Origin of the sequence: Pseudomonas sp. ESBL9, from assembly GCF_036668715.1 — a bacterium.
Classification (GTDB): domain Bacteria; phylum Pseudomonadota; class Gammaproteobacteria; order Pseudomonadales; family Pseudomonadaceae; genus Aquipseudomonas; species Aquipseudomonas lundensis.
In genome coordinates, this window is sequence record NZ_JAZEVV010000003.1 from 366,223 (window position 1) to 385,713 (window position 19,491).

The window sequence follows — 19,491 nt, forward strand, 5'->3', positions numbered from 1 at the left end:
ACCCTGTGTTAATATCGCGCCCCTGTTCATTTTGTATGTGGGTTCTCCATGAAGTTGTCCATGCCGCGATTCGATCAAGCCCCTGTCTTGGTGGTAGGCGATGTCATGCTCGACCGTTATTGGCATGGCGGAACCTCACGGATTTCCCCTGAAGCGCCAGTACCGGTTGTCAAAGTCGAGCAAATCGAAGACCGCCCGGGCGGCGCTGCCAACGTTGCGCTCAACATCGCTGCACTGGGTGCGCCTGCCTCACTGGTGGGCGTGACGGGCGATGATGAAGCCGCCGACAGTCTGGCCAATAGCCTGCAAGGTGCAGGCGTACGCGCTCTGTTTCAGCGTATTGCCCATCAGCCGACCATCGTCAAGCTGCGGGTCATGAGCCGTCACCAGCAATTGCTGCGCATCGATTTTGAAGAGCCCTTCGCCACGGATGCGCTGGCATTGGGTGCTGAAGTCGACCATTTGCTCGAAGGCATCAAGGTGCTGGTGCTGTCGGATTACGGCAAAGGCGCGTTGAAAAACCATCAAGTGTTGATCCAGGCCGCTCGCGCCAAAGGCATTCCGGTGCTGGCTGACCCCAAAGGCAAGGACTTCTCGGTGTACCGTGGCGCCAGCTTGATCACGCCTAACCTCAGCGAGTTCGAAACCATTGTGGGTGGCTGCACCGATGAGGCCGATCTGGTTGCCAAGGGCGCCCGCCTGATGGCCGATCTCGACCTCGGTGCGCTGCTGGTAACCCGTGGCGAGCACGGCATGACCCTGCTGCGTCCGGGCTTCCCGGCCATGCACTTGCCAGCCCGGGCCCGTGAAGTGTTTGACGTGACCGGTGCAGGCGACACGGTCATTTCTACCTTGGCTGCCGCGATCGCCGCGGGTGAAGAACTGCCCCACGCCGTCGCGCTGGCCAATCTGGCTGCTGGCATTGTGGTGGGCAAACTCGGTACGGCAGCCATCAGCGCGCCGGAACTGCGTCGCGCCATCCAGCGCGAAGAAGGGTCCGAGCGGGGTGTGTTGAGCCTGGAGCAACTGCTGCTGGCTATCGACGATGCACGTGCCCACAACGAGAAAATCGTGTTCACCAACGGCTGCTTCGACATCCTGCACGCCGGTCATGTCACGTATCTGGAACAGGCCCGTGCCCAGGGCGATCGCTTGATCGTCGCGGTCAACGATGATGCCTCGGTGAGCCGTCTCAAAGGCCCGGGCCGTCCGATCAATAGCGTTGACCGCCGCATGGCGGTACTGGCCGGGCTGGGCGCGGTGGACTGGGTCATCAGCTTCCCTGAAGGCACTCCGGAAAACCTGCTGGCTCAGGTCAAGCCTGACGTGCTGGTCAAAGGTGGCGACTACGGCATCGATCAGGTAGTCGGCGCTGACATTGTGTCGGCCTACGGCGGCACGGTGAAAGTGCTGGGGCTGGTTGAGAACAGCTCGACCACGGCCATCGTCGAGAAAATCCGCGGTCAGTGATCTAAGCGGCCTCATCCTGACGCTCTCCCTCCAGGAGAAAGTCAGGGTGAAGGGCTTTTGCTCTTCACTACCTTTCTGAACATCTGCCGCGCTTTGCCGGTCAGGCGTTTAAGCCTTGACGCTTTTCCCGGTTCGCTCAAGCCTTGCTGTTTGAGCCAGTCTTTCCAGCGAATCCGCTCTTCGCGCACCACCCAGCCCTCCTGAAGCGCAAAACTTTCGGCCAGATGCAGCCCACGGGTACTTGCCGCGTGCAATGTGTCTTTGCTCAGGGTGTATATCTCGGCGCACGGCTGGCCATCGGTCAGCGGGATCAGGTACAAATCAGGCCGTTTGCGATCAAGGCGCGCCACCAGTTGATCACCTTCGAGCCGTTCGTCCACATGAAACAGGCTCAGGGATTTGGCTTCTTTGGGCACTTCCAGGCGCAAGTCATAGACCAGTTGCAGCGATGCCGTCGGCAAATGCACGTAGGCCCGCGGACGTTCCAGCAGGGGCTGGCTGCCACAGCGCACGGGACGCGCCGCGCCCGAGTTGGGCGTCAGGCGAAAGGGCAGGGCTTCGCGGTAATGCAGCGCGCTGATGTAGGGGGCTGGCAGCCAGGTCTCGTTGAAGCGTCCGCCGAGCCAGCCTTCGGGGGTTTCCAGCAGGCATTCTTCGGCCACTTCCTGAATGGCGGTGTGCAGCGGTAGATTCACCTCATGGGCCGGGACGTAGCCGGAGATCAGCTTGAGCACCACATCGCCACGATCCTGACGCCGCTGGCGCACCAATACCCAGTAATCGCGGCCCTGCCATTGCAGCGTCAGGCGTACGGACACGCCCAGATTCGCCAGCTCCAGCCCGAAGCGCCCGGTATCGGCCACGTCGACCTGTCGGCGCTTTTGCAGGGTTTGCGCAAAATTGAGCGGCATGCCGACGCTTTGGTAACTCAAGCCTTCGGCAGTGGCCTCGACAAACAGAGCCAGGGTTTTGAAGTCGCTGGGATTCTTGCGGATAAGTGAACGCGGCATGTCGGCTCCTTCTTGCGTCGGGGTCGGCCGCGTCGGCGGCATCAGGGGGTGCGCAACACCTGCGCTACCGTTGCCACGTTGTGGGCCAGGTGCAAAGGATTGATGGTGCCGACAATAGCACTGGCAACCCCATGATGGCCAAACACCAGTTCGAAGCTGGCCCGCACCGGGTCAACCCCCGGGCTCAAGCAGACGTGGCCGCTGGCCAGCGCTTTTTTGACCAGAATTGCCTTGCCATGCGCCGCCGCGTAATCGATAACCGGCTTTTCGGCCTGCTCATTCAGGTTGTACGTGACCATGGCGCAATCGCCGGTTTGCAGGGCTTTCAGCCCGCCTTCAACGGTTTTTCCTGACAGGCCGAAGCCCCGGATCTTACCTTCGCGCTTGAGTTCGGCCAGTGTTTCATAGACCTCGCCCTCATTAAGAATGGCCAGATCATTGCCATCGGAGTGCACCAGCACCAGATCGATGACGTCTGTTTCTAAACGCTGAAGGCTGCGCTCCACGGACTGTCGGGTGTGGGCGGCGCTGAAGTCATGGCTGGACTGGCCGTTGACGAATTCTTCACCGACTTTGCTGACGATCACCCATTCATGACGCTGCCCGCGCAACAGCGGCCCGAGGCGTTCCTCACTGCGGCCATAGGCCGGCGCGGTGTCGATCAGGTTGATCCCCAGGTCGCGCGCGAGCTTGAGCAGCATGCGTGCTTCGTCATCATCCGGGATCTGAAAACCGCTGGGGTATTTCACCCCTTGGTCACGGCCCAGCTTGACGGTGCCCAGCCCCAGCGGGGACACCGACAGGCCGGTACTGCCCAGCGGGCGATGCAGGTCGTGCAAGGTAGGTTGGCTCATGGCAGCAGTTGCTCCCAGGGTGTCTGGCCCAGTGGCGGGCGTGGCAGCTCAGGCAGGGCAGGGGCATGACCCGGTTTGATGCCGTCCTGCTCCAGGGCTTGCAGCACGCGGTCCGAGAAATCCGGTGCCAGCGCCAGTTTGGTGGGCCAGCCCACCAGCAAGCGGCCCTGATCGGACAGAAAGGCGTTGTCCGGGCGCACCAGACCCGATTGCGCGGGTTCAGCACGGTTGACCCGCAATGTGGCCCATTGCGCCTGGCTCAGGTCGACCCACGGCAGCAGGTTGCTCAGCTCTTTTTGCGCCACGGCGATTTGCTCGGCCGGTTCGCGGGCCACCCCGTCGGCCTCGGCAATATCGCCCCCCAGATACCACACCCACTCGCCATTGGCCGCCGGGTGGGTGGTCACGGTAATGCGCGGCTTGGGACCGCCGCCCAGGCAGTGCGCGTACAGCGGTTTGAGGCTAGGCCCCTTGACCAGCACCATGTGCAAAGGTCGTAACTGTTGCGCGGGAACACTGATGCCTGCACTGGCCAGTAGCTCGGCATTACCGGCCCCGGCGCTGAACACGATACGTTGCGCGTGGATGTCGCGCCCGTCGACCCGCAAGCCCACCAGATCGTTGTTCTCGAACAGCGGCTCGATGGATTGCCCTGCGAGCAAGCCATCCCCTGCGAGGTTGGCCAGCCGTTCAATCAGGCTCGGCACGTCGACCACCAGCTCGGCCAGACGGTACACCTTGCCTTTGAAGCGCGGGTCTTGCAGGGCCGGCGGTAATTGCTCGCCCTTGACCTGATCGACACGGCCACGGACGGCTTTGCTGGCAAAGAAGCTGGTGAGGTTGCCCGCCAGAGTGCCCGGTGACCACAGGTAATGGGCCTGGGACAGGATGCGAACGCCGTTTAAATCCAGCTCGCCGTCACCGGCCAACGCTTCGCGCCAGCGGCGCGGCATGTCGGCAATGGCTTCGGAGGCGCCGGTCAGTGCGCCATGCAGCGCGTACTTGGCGCCACCATGGATGATGCCTTGAGACTTCACACTTTGGCCGCCGCCCAGGCTTTCGCGCTCGACCACAATCGTGGAAAAGCCCTGTTTACGCAGGCGGGCATTGAGCCAGAGGCCGGCGACACCAGCGCCGACAATCAATACGTCGGTGGAAATTACAGATGGCATGGGCGACCTCAGCGTTCAAAGACAAGGCCGGGAGTATACATCCTGATCGCGCCCCTATCAGGCTAACCCTGCGACGCCGCGCTTCAGCGCCACGGCGTGCAGCGGGTTAATGACCGGCGGTTTTGGAAAACAGCTGAATCACCACCACGCCCAGCACAATCAGCGCCATGCCCAGCATGGCCGGCACGTCGAGTTTCTGTCCGTAGATAAACAGTGCGGCAACGCTCACCATCACGATCCCCATGCCCGCCCACACAGCGTAGGCAACCCCGACCGGAATGGTGCGCACCACCAGCGTCAGCATCCAGAACGCCGTGGCGTAACCGGCAATCACCAGCACAAGGGGCAAGGGCGTGCTGAAACCTTTGATCGCTTTCATCGATACGGTGGCAATCACTTCGGCGCAAATGGCGATGGCCAAGTAGTAGTAAGCGTTCATGTTGGAGTCCTGAATGAGGGGCGCAGCAATTTAACAGCACGGCATTCTAGTGATTGTAAAAGTGTGTAGCGATTTTTATTGCACCTTGCGCGGGCCTTGTTCGGTGCCATCATCGTGGATGTCGTTTTCAAGTAAACTCCGCGCCCATGAATAGAACCCTGTACACCTTGCTGTTTCATCTGGGGCTGCCGCTGGTAGCGATTCGCTTGTGGCTGCGGGCACGCAAGGCGCCCGCTTACGCCAAACGCATCGGTGAACGTTTCGCCCTGAACCTGCCCGTGATGCAGCCGGGCGGGATCTGGGTGCATGCCGTGTCAGTGGGCGAAAGCATTGCTGCCGCGCCCATGATTCGGGCGCTGCTCACACGTTATCCACAGATGCCGATCACTGTGACCTGCATGACGCCGACCGGTTCACAGCGGATCGAGGCCCTGTTTGCCGATGAACCGCGCATTCAGCATTGTTATTTGCCTTACGACTTGCCGTGGGCAGCGGCGCGCTTTTTAGCGCGGGTGCAGCCCAAACTGGCCGTCATCATGGAAACCGAGCTGTGGCCCAACCACATCCACCAGTGCGCCAAGCGCGGGATCCCCGTGGCGCTGGCCAATGCCCGGCTTTCGGCCCGTTCGGCCAAAGGCTATGCGCGCTTCGCCAAACTCACCCGGCCCATGCTCGAAGAAATGAGCTTGATCGCGGTACAGACCGAAGCCGAAGCCGAGCGCTTCCGTCAGTTGGGCGCGCGCCCTGAGTGTGTGCAAGTGACCGGCTCGATCAAATTCGATCTGACCATCGACCCGCAACTGCTCACCGCGGCGCGAGCGTTGCGTGAACAATGGCAGGCGCAAGAACGCCCGGTGTGGATTGCGGCCAGCACCCATGAAGGCGAGGACGAAATCATCCTGGCGGCCCATCGACAACTGCTCGGCCACTATCCCGATGCGTTGCTGATTCTTGTCCCGCGTCACCCCGAGCGCTTCAACAGCGTGTTCGAGCTGTGCCAGCGTGAAGGTTTCGATACGGTGCGCCGCTCTACAGCCGCGCCGGTCGGCCTGCACACTCAAGTGCTGCTGGGGGACACCATGGGTGAGTTGTTGTTTTTGTACGCATTGGCCGACAGCGCGTTTGTTGGCGGCAGCCTGGTTCCCAACGGCGGGCACAACCTGCTGGAACCGGCCGCGCTGGGCAAGCCTGTGCTGAGCGGCCCCCACCTGTTCAATTTTCTGGAAATTGCAGCGCTATTGCGTCAGGCCGGTGCATTGGAGGAAGTGGACGATGCTCAAGGGCTGGCCATTGCGGTTCGGCGTTTGTTCGAGTTGCCTCAGGATGCACAGCACATGGCTCAGGCGGGTCTGAGTGTGATGCGGGCCAATCAGGGGGCCTTGCAGCATTTACTGGATGGATTGGCGCGTTTGCTATCGCCTATCCATCCGGTGACGCAGAACCCTTAGTGCGCTAAAGGTAAGAACCAGCGCTCGGCCATGTTTTTACCGATTTGACCACGGTGTACGTTCACAATGGCTTGTTCGCTTTGCGCCGTGTTCAGTTGGGAAAAATAACTCAGCTTGCGTTGCTCTTTGGTTTTCAGGTGGGCCACGGTGTAATTCTCTTTAGGCGTGGTGGCGTGCTCGTAGTGAAAGTGGGCATACCACAGGGGCGGCTTGCCCGGCTCACTGATGGAAAACTCTTGAATATAATCCCGCCGTTCACCCGTTAACTGAACGCGCCCTCTCAGGCCCGCAATTTGTACCCGCCTGCCATCCAGCAGGTATTGCAGGTTGCCCTGGGTCGGTGGTAGCTCAAGGCAGAGCTGAAGGCGCAGTGCTTTACCGGTCTGATCCAGTTGCTGGGCCGCGCTATGCATGTCATTGACCAACATTTGATCAGCAGGCAAACGGTCTGTTTCCGGCTTTTCCTGCAGTGCCGCGTTAAGTTCGTCTGCCAATTTGTCGAACTTGGACGCTTCATGGCTGAGGATTTCTTCTATTTCTTCAGGGTGGCGTACCTGGCGTTTGTAGCGTGCGGCCCTGCGTTTGATGTGCTCAAACATCGCGTAGAGCTTGCGCGCCTGGCCCTTAACCACGTCCAGCATGCGTTTGACAATGGGGGCGGCGGGACGTGAAGCCTGGATCTCGACCCATTCCTCCCCGTGCTGTGCATAGGTGGAGAGCAATTTGTTGTCGTACTCGGCGCGTATCTCTATCACCTCAATCGGCCATTCGCCACCCGCCGGAAGAACGCTGCCAATCAAACTGCCTTTGCCGCGCGCATTGATCACCTTGCGTTGTGGCTTGCCGGTTACCGAGGGTGTGCGTTTGCGGGTTTTTTTGCGAGGTTTTGCAGGGGGTTTTATTTCTGCGGCCAGTTGCCCGGTTGCCTCTTTGTAGAGGTCAGTCAGCAGTTGGCGAAGTTTGTTGAAGTAATCGATGTCCAGTTCATCTCTGTTGATCAGTTCGATCCCTTGCAGGGCGTCCAGCGCGTGACCGTAGTGCTCGACAACACTATCCAGCACTTCCAGACGCTTACCGGGCTCAAGCTCAAGGGTGTTGAGTTGGTTATGGGTCTGAACATATTCCTTGAGAGGGTCGATGGCATTGTCGAGGCTGCTTTCAACCTTGATGCCGGCACCGCTCTTGGAGCTGGCAAGCTTGAGGCAGTTGAGCAGGAAACTCTTGAGCGCCAGACTGCTGTGTTCTTCTGCAGAGAGGCTCTCGATCAGTTTATTCGCGGCCTCAACCCCTGCGTTGCTCAGGTTGTTTAGTCGCTCGATGAAGCTGTTGCGGGTGTCCAGGTAGTCGACGGCGCGCTCATTAAGTTCTATTTGCACTTTGATGAAGTGCAGGAATTCTTGAGGGGCGGTGTGTGCGGCCACTTCCTGTGCGGGGCCAGGGGTGGTGAACTGTGGCCATTGCCGGGCGATCACCCTTTGTTCAGAAGCCAGGCCGAACAACGCTGCGGCGCGATTATCAAATGCCTTTTCCAGCAATGAAATGACCACTTGTTCGCTAAACGGTATGTGCAGTTCGCTGCGCTCGTTAATGCTGTCCAGGAGTTCTTGCAACGCGGTTTGTTGTCGGGCGATGGCAGCTTGGAACTTATCGCGAAACTGCGTCAGTTGTTCAATCGTAAAGCGGGGGTCTTTGCTGGCGTGTAAATAGATGGCTTGTGTGGTGCGCAGGTTATCGTGAAGCGGTTTCTCTTGATCGAAAAAGGCTTCCAGCGTGGCTTTCAGTTCGTTGATCCGTGTCTGTTTTTGCTGTTTGAACGCGGCGATGCGCTTGGGTGGCATCCCGCCGTGCAGGCGCAAGCCCAAATCCAGGGACCAGTTACCATTAGCGTCTGCCCGAACGTTAGGCCCCCTGTGGCGAATACCCGTAGGCGAAACAATGGTGGCATGCCCCTCAGGCTGCAGTTCAACTTCGAAGAACAGCGCTGTGTCGATCAGCACATGCCATTTGCCTTGAATGGAGTACAGCCCTTTGGCGGCTCCGTTGGCGTGGGCGGGTGGAAAGGGTGTAGGTCGGGTGATCTGCAAGGCCACCAGCCGTTCGCGCTGGCTGGGGGTCAGGCGATTGCGAGCGCTGGCAAAGCTGAAGTCCAGGATCGTGCTCTCGCTGTTGGGGAACTCTCCGGGTAAGGCCACGGCGCCCTCATGGATGCGAGGGGGTGGCGGTTCGGGCCACTCTTCGGCAACGCGAGGCGGTGCAAAAGGACGTACGGCGCTTTGTTTCAGTTGTTTTAGCGCTGGCAGACGTTCTGGATTACCCTTCGGAGCCAGGTGCAAGAGCAGTTGGCCGACATTGATCAGCACATCGACCAATGCCAGCTCTCTTTCGTTTGAGTCATGGCTCTCGAGTGCCGGTATGTCGCCAATCGCCGATTGAGCCAGGCCCAGCAGCCAGCCCGCTAACATCAGGGGGCGAGGCAAACCAGGCAGTTGCATAAGGCTGTTGAAAATCAGCCCGCCACCTTCCAGAAAAATGCCCCATCGACTTTCGCTGTTGGAGACGGACGCCGCCTCGGCCTGGTCGATCAGGGCTCTGGCGTTACTCCCGTACAGCGACAGCATCAACTGACCGTTCAGTAAATACAGCAATAACTCGTTGCTGGCGCCATTGGTTGCGAGTTGGGCAGGTTCTGGAACAGAGAGCGGGGCGAACTCATCGCCGACTCCAAACCGCACGATATGCGGTTCTTTGAAGCCGCCGTTGGTGTAGATCGGGCGGGCGCTGTCACTCAGCCAAGTGAGCACGCTGTCTTGCAGCGCGCCGGGTTCCGCGATTGCGCTCATTAAGGTCGCGCGGGTCGTGAACTCGATCAGGGGGTGCGCGTAAAAAGGGCGATAGAGCAGGTGCGGGCCCCTCTCCATGCTGTCCGATTCAATGATGAACATGTTGCTGACTATATCCGGCACCGCTTCTTTTTCGCGCAAAAATCCCAAATGACGAATGACCACTGTTTGCCCATCGACCTGCCGATCAACCGACAACCGGTTCATCAGCGCAGCGACATAGCGGGCGCCCCGGGCGGTCACGCCATTCTCTTTTTTGAGGCTCAATTCCAGCGCCAGCAATGGCAGCTGTAGACGCAGGTACTCGGCGTACAGACGTTGGCGTTCCTGGGTGTCGGGGGTATCACTCAAGAGCAGGCTTTCGAGGTGCTTGGGGTAGACCTCACCGATATTGGCTTGCTCGATCAACCCGTTACGACGGGTGATGTATTCGGGGGTCAACCAGGCGGGCAGGTCAAACCCTGTTCGATGACGCAGGGTCAAGCGGCCAGTAGGAAGCCCCATCAGGTTTTTCAGGGCCAGTTCGGTCAGGCTCATGTGCACCCGTTCTTCGATGCCGATCGTGCCGGGCAGCCCTGTCACGGTGTGAAATGTCAGCTCAATATCGTTGGGCGCCAACCGGTCTTCGGGGCTCCGATGCTTGGCGTCAGGCTCAAATTTGTGTAAATCGCGTCGCAGCAGTTGATGCAAAACCTCGACGGTATAAACGTGAATATCGGCGATATCACTCAGGAATGTTTTCCCTTGATGGTTTTTTTTCGTGCTCGCCAGCGCCAGGCTGAACTGACGGTAGCGCGCCTGATCCGAGAGTGACGCTTTTTTGAGCCAGTCCGGCAGGTGTTGTTCGAGAGTGGCGAGTGTTTGCGGGTCAGCCTTGGCCGTAGTGAGGAATCGCACAGACGGATCAGCGATCTCCTTGTACACCGTTTGCAATGAGTACCAGCCAATACTCGCCGGTAATTTGAGCCGGATCAGGCTTTCCAGCTGTTGGTTGAGTTCGGCGGCACTGCGGGCTTCGAACACGTCGCCATCGATCTCAAAGCGCTTGGTGTAAATGCTCTTTACGGTCCCGGAAATCCCCATTCTCGTTCCCCAGGCAAGGGTAAATGAATCCCAGGATCTGAACGAACCTATCTGGCCATTTTGGAACCAGCAAAGCAATTGGCCAGGGCTTTCGATGAGCATGATTGAGCTCAAACTCGAACGCTCCCCCCCATTGCTGAGGGTGGCCTTGAGCAAATAGGCGCGGGCAGCCTTTGACCCATACTGGGCGAGCCGATTCCTCCTCTCGGGGTAGTCGATAAGTTGCTGGATGGCGCTACGAGTGTCGTTTGTCAGGTCGGGCTGTTGCGCGACGCTGATGGTCAGGTTGTCTCTGAACATATGGCTAAGCCATAGCCAGCGGCTGATACCGGTGTTGGAGGCTGCTGACCAGAAATCACTCAGCGCGTTCTGCAAGCTGATTGGCAGACGCCAGGTCAGTTCTTCGACCACCTCCTTGATGACGTTCATGTCCAGCGTGCCGTCAGCAGGCGCGAGCCTATGGGGTGGGTCGTCGCAAAGGAAATAGGGTTGATTGTTGCGGGGGGTGAAATCCAGCGCTGTGCCATTACCAAGATAGTCCAGCACCATGGGGAAAAAGGGTTGTAAGTCCCAACCCAAGGTGTCACGCGGAACCGCTAGCTTGGTGTGTGTCAGGTCGATTGTCAGAGAGGGGTATTTTTCAACAATCGCTCTGCTCAGCAGGGTGCGTGCCATCGCCTCCAGATCTGGCGGGTCAGCAAACTGAGCCTTAACAGCGCTGGCAGCAGGGGTGAGGGAAACCGGGGCTGGTGTTATTGCAAGGGATGTAGGCATAGGCGTACCTGTTATGGGTTCCAGAAGTCACACGACCGATGCCGTATTAACCACTGCAATTGACAGGTACAGGTGGTAGCGGGGTATGCCGATGAAAACCGGGATCGCAGCCGTAGCCCAGATCCCGGTCAACGGCTTCAGTTGCCTGGTGAGCGCATATTTGCTTCGGCTGCTTGAGCCAGATCGGGCGGCAGGAAGTCTTTGTCGGGGTTGTAGTCGGCTTTCAGGTAACGCGACAGCGCGTCCAGATCGCCGGGGTTCAGCGTGCCGGCGACTTGCTTGAGGCGCAGGTTGTCGAGGATGTAGTCGTAACGGGTGTTGTTGTAATCACGCACCGAGTTGTACAGCTGGCGCTGGGCGTCCAGCACGTCGACGATGTTGCGCGTGCCCACCTGATAACCGATTTCCGTGGCTTCCAGTGCGCTCTGGTTGGAAATGATCGACTGCTTGCGCGCCTGAACCTGTTCGACGTCAGTGTTGACCGCGCGGTGCAGGTTGCGGGTGTTTTCGACCACCTGACGGCGCAAGCCTTCACGTTGCTGTTCGGTCTGATCGAGGCGCGAGTAGGACTCGCGGACCTGCGAACTGGTCAGGCCGCCGCTGTAGATCGGAATGTTCAACTGAATGCCGATGCTGCGCTGCGACACGTCACCGCTGTAGCGCTGCTGCAAGGCATTGGGGTTGCTCAGGCCAAAACCGTCGTTGTCGCCGGTCTTGTACTGCGCCACCGCATCGAGGGTCGGCGCGTGACCGGCCTTGCGTTGCTTGAGGGTTTCCTGCGCGGCGTCCACGGCAAAGTTACTGGCCAGTAGATTGAGGTTTTGCTGCGCGGCGGTTTCCACCCAGATTTTGGCGTTGTTCGGTGACGGCGGCAGGATCGGCAGCGTGTGGCGCATGCCTTCGATCGAGTTGTACTGACGGTTGGTCAGGGTGATCAGTGCCTCAAATGCGTCATCGACCTGGCGCTGTGCCACGATTCGGTTGGCGCGCGAGGTGTCGTAACTGGCCTGGGATTGCAGCACGTCGGTTTTGTCCGACAGACCCACGTCAAAGCGCTCGCGAGACTGATCCAGCTGGCGCTTGAACGCCGCTTCTTCAGCCTTGGTCGCGGCCAGCGTGTCCTGGGCACGCAACACCGAGAAGTAAGACTCGGCGGTTTGCAGGATCAGGTTTTGTTCCGTGGCCGACAGTTGCAGCGCGGCCTGCTCGTTGACCGATTCGGCGGCTTTTAACTGGAACCAGCGGTCAATGCGAAAGATCGGCTGCGCCAGCGTTGCCTGATACACCACCGCACTGCGTGTAGTGGTCAACGAAGGCTGGTCAATGGAGGTGCGAACGCTGCTCGACTCGGCCCCGCCCGACAGGTTGGGCAGCAAGCCGGCGCGGGCCTGCGGCACCACTTCTTTGCGTGCCGCGTAGTCGGCACGGGCGGCCGCCAGGTCGGCGTTGTTATCCACCGCCTCGTGATACACGCTGACCAGGCCTGTCTGGCTGGCCAAAGGGGCCTGGGTTTGCATGGCCATTACGTTGGTCGCACAAGACACGGCGATAGCCAGTGAGAGTTTGCGCAGCATGAGCGATCCCTAGTTCAATAATGCGGAGAAAATAAACTCCCGAGGCCTCGTGTGGCACTCGTGGTGTCAAGACGTAGCGAGTGTAGTAGCGGTGACACCTTGCAACAATGCCGTTGTTGCGACTTTTATCAGGCTGATTATTCCGGGGTTGGCGTTCTGCCTCAGTCTTGTCTAGACTGGCCGGGTTCTTGTCGGGGTGCCTTGCTATGAGGCTGAGATCGAATAATTTCGGATCCCGTTGAACCTGATCAGGTTAACGCCTGCGTAGGGAACAAGATTTCTCGTCACCCGGCGAGTCCTCTTGAGTACCGTCCGGGATCGATTGTTCAAAAAATGATCAATCGTTCGAGGCCGTCACTCAGCACCCAGTCCTTGGGTCAGTCCGTACATTTTTCAGGTTCTCCCTCCGACAATCCGCCTGGATGCAGTCTGGAGAGCCGTGATGAGTACGACAAAACTAAAAAACGCAATCAACCTCAGTGATTCGGCCAAAGTCGATGAACAGTCGGTCAAGCCCTTTACCCGCTCGCAAAAAGTCTACGTACAGGGCTCGCGCCCGGACATTCTGGTGCCGATGCGCGAAGTCAGCCTGGACGTGACGCCCACTGATTTTGGCGGCGAAATCAACGCCCCGGTATTGATCTACGACACCTCAGGCCCCTACACCGACCCGTCGGTGCAGATTGACGTGCGCAAAGGCCTGGGCGATGTGCGCTCGGCCTGGATCGACGACCGAAACGACACCGAACGCCTGCCGGGGCTGAGTTCGAACTTCGGCCAAATGCGCCTTGAAGACGCCGAACTGACCCAACTGCGTTTCGCCCACGTCAAGAACCCGCGTCGGGCAAAGGCCGGTGCCAACGTCAGCCAAATGCACTATGCGCGTCAAGGCATCATCACCGCCGAGATGGAATACGTCGCCATCCGCGAAAACATGAAACTGCAAGAAGCGCGTGCGGCGGGTCTGCTGGACCAGCAACACGCCGGGCACAGCTTCGGCGCCAACATCCCGAAAGAAATCACCCCTGAGTTCGTGCGCGAAGAAATCGCCCGCGGCCGCGCCATTATTCCGGCCAACATCAACCACGTTGAGCTGGAGCCCATGATTATCGGGCGCAACTTCCTGGTGAAGATCAACGGCAACATCGGCAACAGCGCGCTGGGTTCTTCGATCGAAGAAGAGGTGGCGAAACTGACCTGGGGCATCCGCTGGGGGTCGGACACCGTCATGGACTTGTCCACCGGCAAGCACATCCACGAAACCCGCGAGTGGATCATCCGCAACTCGCCGGTGCCGATTGGCACCGTGCCGATTTACCAGGCGCTGGAAAAGGTCAACGGGGTGGCCGAAGACCTGACGTGGGAGTTGTTTCGCGACACCTTGATCGAACAGGCCGAGCAGGGCGTGGACTACTTCACCATCCATGCGGGTGTACTGTTGCGTTACGTGCCGCTGACGGCCAAGCGCGTGACCGGCATCGTGTCCCGGGGTGGCTCGATCATGGCCAAGTGGTGCCTGGCGCACCACAAAGAAAACTTCCTCTACACCCATTTCGACGACATCTGCGAAATCATGAAGGCCTACGACGTCAGCTTCTCGCTGGGCGACGGCCTGCGTCCGGGCTCGATTGCCGACGCCAACGACGCGGCACAGTTCGGTGAGCTGGAAACCCTGGGCGAACTGACCAAGATCGCGTGGAAGCACGACGTGCAGTGCATGATCGAAGGCCCGGGCCATGTGCCGATGCAGTTGATCAAAGAGAACATGGACAAGCAGCTTGAGTGCTGCGACGAAGCGCCGTTCTACACCCTGGGTCCGCTGACCACGGACATTGCGCCGGGCTACGACCACATTACCTCGGGCATCGGCGCCGCCATGATCGGCTGGTTCGGCTGCGCCATGCTCTGCTACGTCACGCCCAAGGAACACTTGGGGTTGCCGAACAAGGATGACGTGAAGACCGGAATCATCACTTACAAAATCGCGGCCCATGCTGCCGACTTGGCCAAAGGCCATCCGGGTGCGCAAATCCGAGACAACGCGTTGAGCAAGGCGCGTTTCGAGTTCCGCTGGGAAGACCAGTTCAACCTCGGCCTGGACCCGGACACCGCCCGCTCGTACCACGACGAAACCCTGCCCAAGGATTCGGCCAAGGTCGCGCATTTCTGTTCCATGTGCGGGCCGAAATTCTGCTCGATGAAAATCACGCAGGAAGTGCGCATCTATGCCGCCAACCAGCGCATCGACGCGGTTGACGTTGATGTGGCCCAAGGCCTGGCCGAGCAGGCCGCGCGCTTCAAGCAGGAAGGCAGTCAGCTGTACAAAAAAGTGTGACGTCAGGGCAGCCCCTGTCGAGGTGTGTCACTGCGCCTCGACGGCGGTTACCTGATCAGGCAACGGCCACAGACCCTGACAGGGTTGTCCTCCTCTTTTCGAGACACATTCTTTGAACGTACCCGGCCTGTATTCCCCGGATTCTGCGGTCCCGGCGGACCAGCGTGTCTTCGGTGCACGCGACCTGTTTTCCCTGTGGTTTTCCCTCGGCATTGGCTTGATGGTGTTACAGACCGGCGCGTTACTGGCGCCCGGCCTGGGCCTGTCGGGTGGATTGCTGGCAACCTTTCTCGGCACGCTGGTTGGTGTCGCCTTACTGGCGTCGGTCGGGGTGATTGGCTGCGACACCGGCCTGTCGTCCATGGCCGCGCTCAAGCTCAGCCTCGGCAGTCGCGGTGCGCTGCTCCCGGCGCTGCTCAACGTGCTGCAACTGATTGGCTGGGGCGCGTTTGAAATCATCGTGATGCGCGACGCCGCCAGCCTGCTCGGCGCCCGGGCGTTCAGCGACGCCAGCGTGTTCAGCAACCCGCTGCTGTGGACGTTGTTTTTCGGGGCGCTGGCGACCTTGCTGGCTGTCAGCGGGCCGCTGACGTTTGTGCGCAAAGTCCTGCGCAAATGGGGGATTTGGTTGCTGTTGGCGGCTTGTCTCTGGCTGACGTGGAACCTGTTCTCCAAAGCTGACCTTGGCGCGTTATGGGCGCAAAAGGGCGACGGTTCACTGCCGCTGGCGGTCGGCTTTGACATCGCGATTGCGATGCCATTGTCCTGGTTGCCCTTGATCGCGGACTACTCACGCTTCGGCAAACGCGCGAAAAAGGTCTTTGGCGGCACGGCTGCGGGCTTCTTTTTGGGTAACGTCTGGCTGATGAGCCTCGGCGTGGCGTACACCCTGGCGTTTGCCCCCAGTGGCGAGGTGAATGCGTTGTTGTTGGCGCTGGCCGGGGCAGGGTTGGGGATTCCGTTGTTGCTGATCTTGCTCGACGAGTCGGAAAACGCGTTCGCGGACATTCACTCGGCGGCAGTGTCGGGCGGGGTGTTGTGGCGATTGAAGGTTGAACATCTGGCGTTGGCCATCGGGGGGATCTGCACCCTTATCGCCTGCTTTGCGCCGCTGGCGCAGTACCAGAACTTCTTGTTGCTGATTGGCTCGGCGTTTGCGCCGTTGTTTGGCGTGGTGCTGGTGGATCACTTCCTTGTGCGCAAACGCAGCGCGCAGGTGACCACGGCGTTGTTCTGCTGGCCGGCATTGCTGGCGTGGGCGGGCGGGGTGAGTACTTATCACCTGCTGGCCAATGTGTATCCGGATGTGGGTGCGACCTTGCCAGCGTTGGTGCTGGCGGGGGTATTGCACTGGGCTTTTGGGCGTCGCCGCTAAAAGCCCCTCACCCCAACCCTCTGCCTGTGGGAGAGGGTTGGGGTGGGCTGGGGAGGCTCACCGTTGTGCAGGGAACCACTGCGGCTTGAGAATCCCGTTGAGGCGCGAGTAAGGGATTTTCAGTTCGACATGGCCTTCGGAGTACGGCGCAATGCTGTACACATCGTACTTGAGGACCACATTGTCCTTGAGCAAGGCCACGTGCGGGGTCTGCTGGAACGGCCAGTTTTTGACGAACTCGGGATCGTTACCGAAGCGGGTGCTGATCAACCAGTTGTTGTGCGCGACTTTTCCTGCAGCCCAGAAGGCTTTCTCCTGACCTGGAATCAACATGTCCTGCAAGGTCACTTCCCGCTGATCCTTACGCGAATAGTTGATAAAGCCACGGCCTGGCATGCCGTGCGCGCCACCGGTGTCCAGATAGCTCGACAGCTCAATAATCACCAGGTCGTCATGCTGCTCACGTACCTTGGCCTGCAAATAGCTGCTGTTGCGACTGTCGGCGGTGCGCAAAAACTGTTCGCGGTAGGCATTGAGAGAGGGCGCCAGTTTGTCTTCAGGCGAGAAGACGGTCATTTTCAGCAGGCGGCTTTCGATCAGCGCATCCAGTTTGGGGTCGCCCTGCGGGTGTACGGTGTCGATGTTCACCAGCGGGCAATCCTGGCCCTTGCACCCGGCCTTGAGCTGCTCCGAGGCATCAGGGGTGAAGGCCAGCGGTTTTGGCGCGGACGCTTGAAATACGCTCTGGCATGCGCCCAGGGTCAGGGCGATGCAGGTCAGGGAGGCAAACTTTAAAAGCGACATGGTCGTCCTTCATCAACAAAAGAAAAGCAAAATTATGGAGGTTCGACTGCCTGCGAGGGCATCCGTTCGCCACTAAGCTTAAAGGTGCCAATTAGAGTTGGTTTGCGGGTGATCCGTCTATCCCCGTGTCAGAAAAGTGGCTGCATCGCGGCGTTCATGCGCGTTAGGATGCGCGATGCCGCGGGCCACCCCGGCAGGAATTAGCCAGCAAGAGGTTTGAAATGACGGATACCACGAAGGCGACTACGCCCCGCACAGTCGAGATCGTCAAGCGCAAACAGTGTTTTAAAGGTTTCTACCAACTGGACCGCGTGCACTTGCGCCACGAACTGTTTGCCGGTGGCATGAGCCGTGAGATCAGTCGCGAAGTGTTTGTGCGCCATGATGCGGTTTGCGTGTTGCCCTACGACCCGCAGCGCGACGAGGTGGTGCTGATCGAGCAGTTCCGCGTCGGCGCCATGGGCAAGACCGACACGCCGTGGCTGATCGAGCTGGTGGCCGGTTTGATCGACAAGGAAGGCGAGGTCAATCCTGAAGACGTGGCCCACCGCGAAGGTGAAGAGGAGGCCGGTGTGACCTTCACCTCGCTGTGGCCGATCACCCGCTACTTCCCGTCGCCGGGCGGCAGCACCGAATTTGTGCACCTGTACGTGGGGCGGTGCAGCACCGAAGGCATTGGTGGCTTGCATGGCCTTGAGGAAGAGGCGGAAGATATTCGAGTGACAGTTTGGGCGTACGAAGATGCGCTTCAGGCAGTACGCGATGGTCGAATTTCCAATGCAGCGAGCATCATTGCCCTGCAATGGCTGGCGCTCAATCGCGCCGAGGTGAGGGGGTTATGGTCGTAAACGGGGTGCGCGACCGTTATCGGGTCGACTTGATTGGCTTGCAGGCTGCCTGCGAGGCCAATTACGCGCGCCTGATGCGTTTGTTGCCCGACATGCGCGAGCAGCCTGATGCGCGGCGCATTGCCGTGACCCAGGGTGATCAGATGCTGGGCGTACTGACCCTTGAAGTGATGCTCGACTGCCCGTACACCAGCACCCTGCGCGTGCGTCAGGAACATAGCTTGCCGTGGTTGCCGGTGCCCGAGTTGCAGGTTCAGGTGTATCACGATGCGCGCATGGCCGAAGTGATTGGCGCCGAGCATGCACGACGCTTTCGCAGCATCTACCCTTATCCCAATGACGCCATGCACCAGCCTGACGAAAAAGCCCAGCTCAATGTGTTTCTGGGTGAGTGGTTGAGCCACTGCCTGACGTGCGGTCACGAATACGCACAAGTCAGGTAACACCGCTTCAAGTCGCTGTCGAATCGTGAGGCTGCGATCGACAGCGCAGGCGCTCAGGCTAATGGCATAATCGCGCCCTTCATCGACGCCCTCCGGGAGAGCCGCCTTGCCGAGTGTTTCCACCCTGACCACTGAAGACCCGGTGCTGCTGGTGCAGCTCTCTGACAGCCACTTGTTTGCTGATGCAAACGGTTCCCTACTGGGGCTTAACACCGCGCGCAGCCTGCAACAGGTGATCGACTTGGTCAGTGCCGAGCAGCCGTCTGTCGACGTGTTGTTGGCCACCGGCGATCTGGCCCAGGACGGCAGCGTCGCGGCCTACCAGTATTTTCGACAGGCCACCGCCGCGTTGGCGCCCGTGGCGCGCTGGATTCCGGGCAACCATGACGATGTTCAGCAGATGCGCGAGGCGGCCATTCAAAGCCGGTTGATGGAGCCGCGTGTCGATGTTGGCAACTGGCGCATCACGTTGTTGCATTCCAACGTGCTGAATAAAAGCCATGGTTATCTGGAGGACGACCAACTCCAGCGACTGGCGCAATCACTGAGCGAAGCGCCGGAACGTCATCACTTGGTTTGCCTGCATCATCATCCGGTCCCGGTAGGTTGCCAGTGGATTGAGCCCATCGGCCTGCTCAATGCTGATGCGTTCTGGGCGGTGGTAGACCGCTTCCCCCAGGCCAAAGCGGTGTTGTGGGGGCATGTGCATCAGCCTTTCGATCAGCAGCGCAAGGCGGTCAGGTTGCTGGCCACCCCTTCGACCTGTTTCCAGTTCGCGCCCCACAGCGAGGATTTCAAGGTCAGCAGCGAGGCGCCCGGCTACCGCTGGCTGCAGCTGAACCCTGATGGCACTTTGCATACCGGGATCTCGCGGGTGGCGCGCTTTGACTTCGAACCCGACTACTCCCAAGACAAATATTGACCACTGGACAAACTTACAGATGATGGGTCGAGTCATTCACCCCGAGTCAGGCTAAACTGCGCGTCTTTCTCAAGGCTGTGTCTGGCTGAATTTGTACTCG

General features: G+C 59.6%; 14 protein-coding genes and 1 riboswitch. Of the genes, 7 read left to right on the forward strand and 7 right to left on the reverse strand.

The window, feature by feature from the left end:
* Positions 1-48: 48 nt before the first annotated feature.
* Entirely contained in the window at positions 49-1,470 is a 1,422-nt protein-coding gene (hldE, locus tag V6F78_RS11320) for a bifunctional D-glycero-beta-D-manno-heptose-7-phosphate kinase/D-glycero-beta-D-manno-heptose 1-phosphate adenylyltransferase HldE (protein WP_047291616.1), read from the forward strand.
* A gap of 41 nt (positions 1,471-1,511) precedes the next feature.
* Here the strand turns inward: hldE and V6F78_RS11325 are convergent, their stop codons facing one another.
* The 4 genes from V6F78_RS11325 to V6F78_RS11340 all read right to left on the reverse strand — a co-directional run bounded on the left by V6F78_RS11325 (position 1,512) and on the right by V6F78_RS11340 (position 4,945).
* On the reverse strand, positions 1,512-2,480 hold the full coding sequence (locus V6F78_RS11325) for a hypothetical protein (RefSeq protein WP_047291617.1): 969 nt from the start codon (positions 2,478-2,480) through the stop codon (positions 1,512-1,514).
* 41 nt (positions 2,481-2,521) lie between these two features.
* The gene (locus tag V6F78_RS11330; RefSeq protein WP_047273089.1) at positions 2,522-3,334 is read right to left on the reverse strand and encodes an aldo/keto reductase; all 813 of its coding nucleotides are present in this window, start codon (positions 3,332-3,334) and stop codon (positions 2,522-2,524) included.
* On the reverse strand, positions 3,331-4,506 hold the full coding sequence (locus V6F78_RS11335; protein WP_314398293.1) for an NAD(P)/FAD-dependent oxidoreductase: 1,176 nt from the start codon (positions 4,504-4,506) through the stop codon (positions 3,331-3,333). Before V6F78_RS11335 ends, V6F78_RS11330 begins: the two co-directional genes overlap by 4 nt.
* 106 nt (positions 4,507-4,612) lie before the next feature.
* A complete protein-coding gene (locus tag V6F78_RS11340) occupies positions 4,613-4,945 on the reverse strand; it encodes a DMT family transporter (protein ID WP_047273091.1) in 333 nt (110 codons plus the stop codon).
* Positions 4,946-5,091: 146 nt separating this feature from the next.
* Between V6F78_RS11340 and waaA the strand changes: the two genes are divergently transcribed.
* Positions 5,092-6,393 (forward strand): lipid IV(A) 3-deoxy-D-manno-octulosonic acid transferase, encoded by a 1,302-nt coding sequence (gene waaA, locus V6F78_RS11345; protein ID WP_047291623.1) that lies wholly within the window; start codon positions 5,092-5,094, stop codon positions 6,391-6,393.
* Here waaA and V6F78_RS11350 read toward each other — a convergent pair.
* Together V6F78_RS11350 and V6F78_RS11355 are read right to left on the reverse strand one after the other, a co-directional pair.
* Entirely contained in the window at positions 6,390-11,090 is a 4,701-nt protein-coding gene (locus tag V6F78_RS11350) for a dermonecrotic toxin domain-containing protein (protein ID WP_332727241.1), read from the reverse strand. The two genes, waaA and V6F78_RS11350, sit on opposite strands and share 4 nt — an antisense overlap.
* 137 nt (positions 11,091-11,227) lie before the next feature.
* A complete protein-coding gene (locus V6F78_RS11355) occupies positions 11,228-12,664 on the reverse strand; it encodes a TolC family outer membrane protein (protein ID WP_047291625.1) in 1,437 nt (478 codons plus the stop codon).
* A 182-nt stretch (positions 12,665-12,846) separates the two neighbouring features.
* Positions 12,847-12,952: riboswitch (TPP riboswitch) on the forward strand.
* Positions 12,953-13,106: 154 nt separating this feature from the next.
* On the opposite strand from V6F78_RS11355, the gene thiC reads away from it, so the two are divergent.
* A complete protein-coding gene (gene thiC, locus V6F78_RS11360) occupies positions 13,107-14,999 on the forward strand; it encodes a phosphomethylpyrimidine synthase ThiC (protein WP_047275051.1) in 1,893 nt (630 codons plus the stop codon).
* 112 nt (positions 15,000-15,111) lie between these two features.
* Complete coding sequence (gene cytX / locus V6F78_RS11365; RefSeq protein WP_169839391.1) at positions 15,112-16,374, forward strand: putative hydroxymethylpyrimidine transporter CytX; 1,263 nt, start codon at positions 15,112-15,114, stop codon at positions 16,372-16,374.
* A 57-nt stretch (positions 16,375-16,431) separates the two neighbouring features.
* On the opposite strand, the gene V6F78_RS11370 is transcribed toward cytX, so the two are convergent.
* Complete coding sequence (locus V6F78_RS11370) at positions 16,432-17,178, reverse strand: RsiV family protein (RefSeq protein ID WP_047279938.1); 747 nt, start codon at positions 17,176-17,178, stop codon at positions 16,432-16,434.
* A 221-nt stretch (positions 17,179-17,399) separates the two neighbouring features.
* Between V6F78_RS11370 and V6F78_RS11375 the strand changes: the two genes are divergently transcribed.
* The 3 genes from V6F78_RS11375 (at position 17,400) to cpdA (ending at position 19,391) form a co-directional block, all read left to right on the forward strand.
* Complete coding sequence (locus tag V6F78_RS11375; RefSeq protein WP_169839390.1) at positions 17,400-18,026, forward strand: NUDIX domain-containing protein; 627 nt, start codon at positions 17,400-17,402, stop codon at positions 18,024-18,026.
* A complete protein-coding gene (locus tag V6F78_RS11380) occupies positions 18,017-18,469 on the forward strand; it encodes a DUF1249 domain-containing protein (protein ID WP_047273099.1) in 453 nt (150 codons plus the stop codon). The genes V6F78_RS11375 and V6F78_RS11380 overlap by 10 nt, the downstream gene beginning before the upstream one ends.
* Positions 18,470-18,575: 106 nt before the next feature.
* On the forward strand, positions 18,576-19,391 hold the full coding sequence (gene cpdA / locus V6F78_RS11385) for a 3',5'-cyclic-AMP phosphodiesterase (RefSeq protein WP_169839389.1): 816 nt from the start codon (positions 18,576-18,578) through the stop codon (positions 19,389-19,391).
* Positions 19,392-19,491: the final 100 nt, after the last annotated feature.